The following is a 3,427-nucleotide window of genomic DNA, read 5'->3' on the forward strand; positions in this document are numbered from 1 at the left end:
CCTGTGGCACTACTGCCGAAACTGATCTCACGTCCGGGCCTTGTGTGGCATTGTCGGCGCTCTGCCCAGCGTCGCGATCGCGCTCGACGCGTTGATACCTTCATCTTCGCATACCAAACCATATCGTCGCATCTTCATCAAGCCGTGCCCGACATCGATTGGCGCCTCGACCTTGTTCGACCGTTCACCATCAACGATGGCCCTGAAACGCCCATCCGTAAATCCAACGGTCCTGGCCGCAGCTTGTCGCGGGGGATAGCTACGTAGATTTCCTTGCGCGCCGGGACACGCTACGTTCGTGCGTGCGGATTTGCACCTCCCGGGCGAGACGTTCGGCATCCGCTTGAGCAGCAAACTCGGTGGCAAGAAAGTCAATCAAATGGCGCACGGCCGGCAGCAGTCCGCGTCGCGACGGGAATACCGCGTGGATGATGCCGCTGCGGGGCAACCAGCCGGGAAGTACCTCCGCCAGACGACCCTGCAGCAGATCCTGCCTCACCTGAATCTCTGGCAGTTGCACGATGCCGGCACCGAGTAGCGCGGCGTGATGCAAGGTGGCCAGATCGGTCGTGACGAGCCGGGGTTGATGGCTGATTTCGAGCCGGCTCCCGTCAGCACCTTCAAGGGTCCAACGGTGTTCGCGCATCGGAGGTCCAAGATCGAGACTCGGCAAACGTCCCAGTTCTTCGGGCGAAGGATCGGGCGCACCGCTCGCCTGCAAGGCGGGATGTGCGACCAGGCGCTGGGAACTGTCTCCGAGCACCTTCATCACCAGATCGGCGTCTTCGAGCGGCGGGAAGCGCACCCGCAACGCGATGTCGAGTCCTTCACTGACGACGTCGACGCGCCGGTTGGCGACCTCCATGTGAACCTGAACATGGGGGTTTTGCATCATGAACCGGGCGACCATTTCTCCCACCCCAAGCGAGGCCAGTGCCGTGGGGCAACTCAGACGCACAATGCCGCGAGGCTCGGAGCGGGAGCGCTCGACCACGGCCTGCGCTGCTTCGGCTTCAACCAGCATCGCAACGCAGTGGCGATAGTAGTCCTGGCCGATCTCCGTCACAACAAAGTGTCTCGTTGAGCGCTGTATGAGCCGCACACCGAGGCGTTCCTCCAGCAGTGCAATCCGCCGGCTCAGTTTCGATTTCGGCATGCCCAGCTTTCGTCCCGCCGGCGCGAAGCCGCCGTTGTCGACCACCTGGACGTAGAAAAACAGGTCATTCAGATCGTGCATTGATGCTCTCATCGTTCATCAAATAGAACGCTGATGGCAAATATAGCGTACTACCTGCCAAATCGTCCTATATCTAATATTCATTCCAGATCGCAACAGGCAAGGCCCGATGAGCAGCGGGTGGGCCGTACAGCGGACAGCGCGGCTCGAAGGGTCGTTCTGGTTGCGACACCTGCAGGCAAGGGCGCCAACAGGCATGTTTTCCATCTCTTTTAAATGTGACCATGACTCTGAATACCGATGACACGCTTTTGACTCCCGACAACCACGCGGTGATGTTGATCGACCATCAATACCTGCAATTGTTGACCGTCCGTTCGCATTCCGTCGAAACGGTCGTGAACAATGCGGCCTTCCTGGCCGAGGGCGCCAGGATCTTCAATGTGCCCACCCTGTTCACGACGGCATTCGCGGAACGCCAGGCGATGTTTGCCGAACTGCAGGCGGTGCATCCGGACCAAAAGCCCATCGACCGCTTCGGCCTGAACGCCTGGGACGATGAGCGCGTGCGCGAATGGGTGAAGAACACGGACAAGAAGAAGTTGGTGATGGCGGGTCTGTGGACCGAGGTTTGCCTGACGATGCCCGTGCTGTCCGCGCTGGCAGCGGGCTTCGAGGTCTACATCGTCACTGACGCCTCGGGCGCCAGCAGCGTCGAAGCACACGAGCGCGCTGTTCAACGCATGGTGCAGGCCGGTGCACGGCCGCTGTCCACGGTCAGCTATGTCAGCGAAGTGCAACGCGACTGGAGCCGGGCGGACCGGCCGAGCAGGTGGTGAAGCTGTTCGAAAAGCGCGGCGGTGGCTTCGGACACGGCCTGAAGTGGGAATGGCAACTCCTCGGCCTGCAGGAAGGCACCCGCTGATGTGGCCGCAGATCGCGCGCATCGACGATGTTCTCTTGCCGCGAGAGCAGCAAGCCCGATGCGCGTGATCTGCCCACGGCTTTTTCATGGTGCCTTTGGCACCCTCCTTCACGTGAATCACCAACAGGCGGGGCAGGCTGTCAGCGCCGGCTGCGCCGCAAGGAAGCACATCATGGCAAACCGCACACTCAAGGCGATCCATCGCGCCTACCGTGACGACATCCGGGATCTGGCGACGCGACGTCCGTTGCCCGGTCCCGACTTACCGGAAATGAATCCGTTTCTTTTTCTTAACCATCATGGTCCGCAAGTCTACGCACCTCATAACGGTGGCCTGCCGTTCGGTCCGCATCCGCACCGGGGTTTCGAGACGGTGACATTTGTGCTGGAAGGCAGTCTTGCGCACTCGGATACCGGCGGCCACGAAAGCATCATCGATGCGGGCGGCGTGCAGTGGATGACCGCGGGGAGCGGCCTCGTCCATGCCGAGCTTTCACCACGGGGTTTCATGGAGCGAGGCGGGAAGCTGGAGATCCTCCAGTTGTGGCTCAACCTTCCTGCCACGCTGAAGATGACCGCGCCACGTTACGTGGGTGTGCAGGAAGATGCTATTCCGTCTATTCCCACGCAGGATGGCACCGGTCGGATTCAACTGGTTTCCGGCGAATGGTCGGGCTTCCGCGGCCCAATCCGGTCCCTGACTGACACGTTCATGTCCGTCGTCCGGCTGGCGGCCGGTGGTCGGGTGAAATTCGCAGGTGTAGCGGGCCGGCAGGTCTTTATGTATGTCGTTCGCGGCAGTATCGCCATCGATGGTGGGCAAGTTGCGCAGTTCAATCTTGCAGAACTGCACGATGACGGTGACGTGGTCGAGCTGGAGGCAACGGAGGATTCCATCATTCTGTTTGGCCATGCCGATCCAATTCACGAGCCGATCGCTTCGCGCGGGCCGTTCGTCATGAATACGCAGGATGAACTTGATCAGGCCTTTGCGGATTTCCATGCAGGGAAATTCAACGTTTCCGCAACTTAGCGGATGGCGCACGGAGTTTCGACATGCGGCCTTTTTCCGGTCGGATTACATAGGCAAAGCGGCAAGAGGTTTTGGAGCACAGGGCATTCTTTCAACGAGAAAAATTCGTTAGAGAGAATGCACGGTCAATGATTGCAACCGCACTCAATAATCATGAGCTCAATTTTTGGTTCTCCGCCTGAAGTTACTAGCAGAATTAACGAGCATCAACAGCAACTCCTCGATGTCGCGCAGGCTCAGGTTGAACCGATAGTACCAGCGTACCGCGCAGCTGATGATCCCCGCCGGAAAG

At 59.8% G+C, this 3,427-nt stretch carries 3 protein-coding genes and 1 pseudogene; 2 read left to right on the forward strand and 2 right to left on the reverse strand.

Going from position 1 to position 3,427, the window contains the following annotated elements; translation table 11 throughout:
- Positions 1–259 precede the first annotated feature (259 nt).
- Positions 260–1,237 carry a LysR substrate-binding domain-containing protein gene (locus P0D89_RS51720; RefSeq protein WP_408370566.1) on the reverse strand — a complete coding sequence of 326 codons (978 nt, stop codon included), beginning with the start codon at positions 1,235–1,237 and terminating at the stop codon, positions 260–262.
- A 224-nt stretch (positions 1,238–1,461) separates the two neighbouring features.
- Between P0D89_RS51720 and P0D89_RS51725 the strand changes: the two genes are divergently transcribed.
- Together P0D89_RS51725 and P0D89_RS51730 are read left to right on the forward strand one after the other, a co-directional pair.
- Positions 1,462–2,016, forward strand: a complete 555-nt coding sequence (locus P0D89_RS51725; protein ID WP_408379430.1) for an isochorismatase family protein — start codon at positions 1,462–1,464, stop codon at positions 2,014–2,016.
- Positions 2,017–2,274: 258 nt separating this feature from the next.
- Positions 2,275–3,135, forward strand: a complete 861-nt coding sequence (locus P0D89_RS51730; protein WP_408379433.1) for a pirin family protein — start codon at positions 2,275–2,277, stop codon at positions 3,133–3,135.
- 210 nt (positions 3,136–3,345) lie between these two features.
- Here P0D89_RS51730 and P0D89_RS51735 read toward each other — a convergent pair.
- Positions 3,346–3,427: pseudogene (locus P0D89_RS51735) on the reverse strand (IS6 family transposase); the annotation flags it as partial.

This window comes from Paraburkholderia sp. RL18-085-BIA-A (genome assembly GCF_046027075.1).
In the GTDB taxonomy this organism is placed as follows: Bacteria; Pseudomonadota; Gammaproteobacteria; order Burkholderiales; family Burkholderiaceae; genus Paraburkholderia.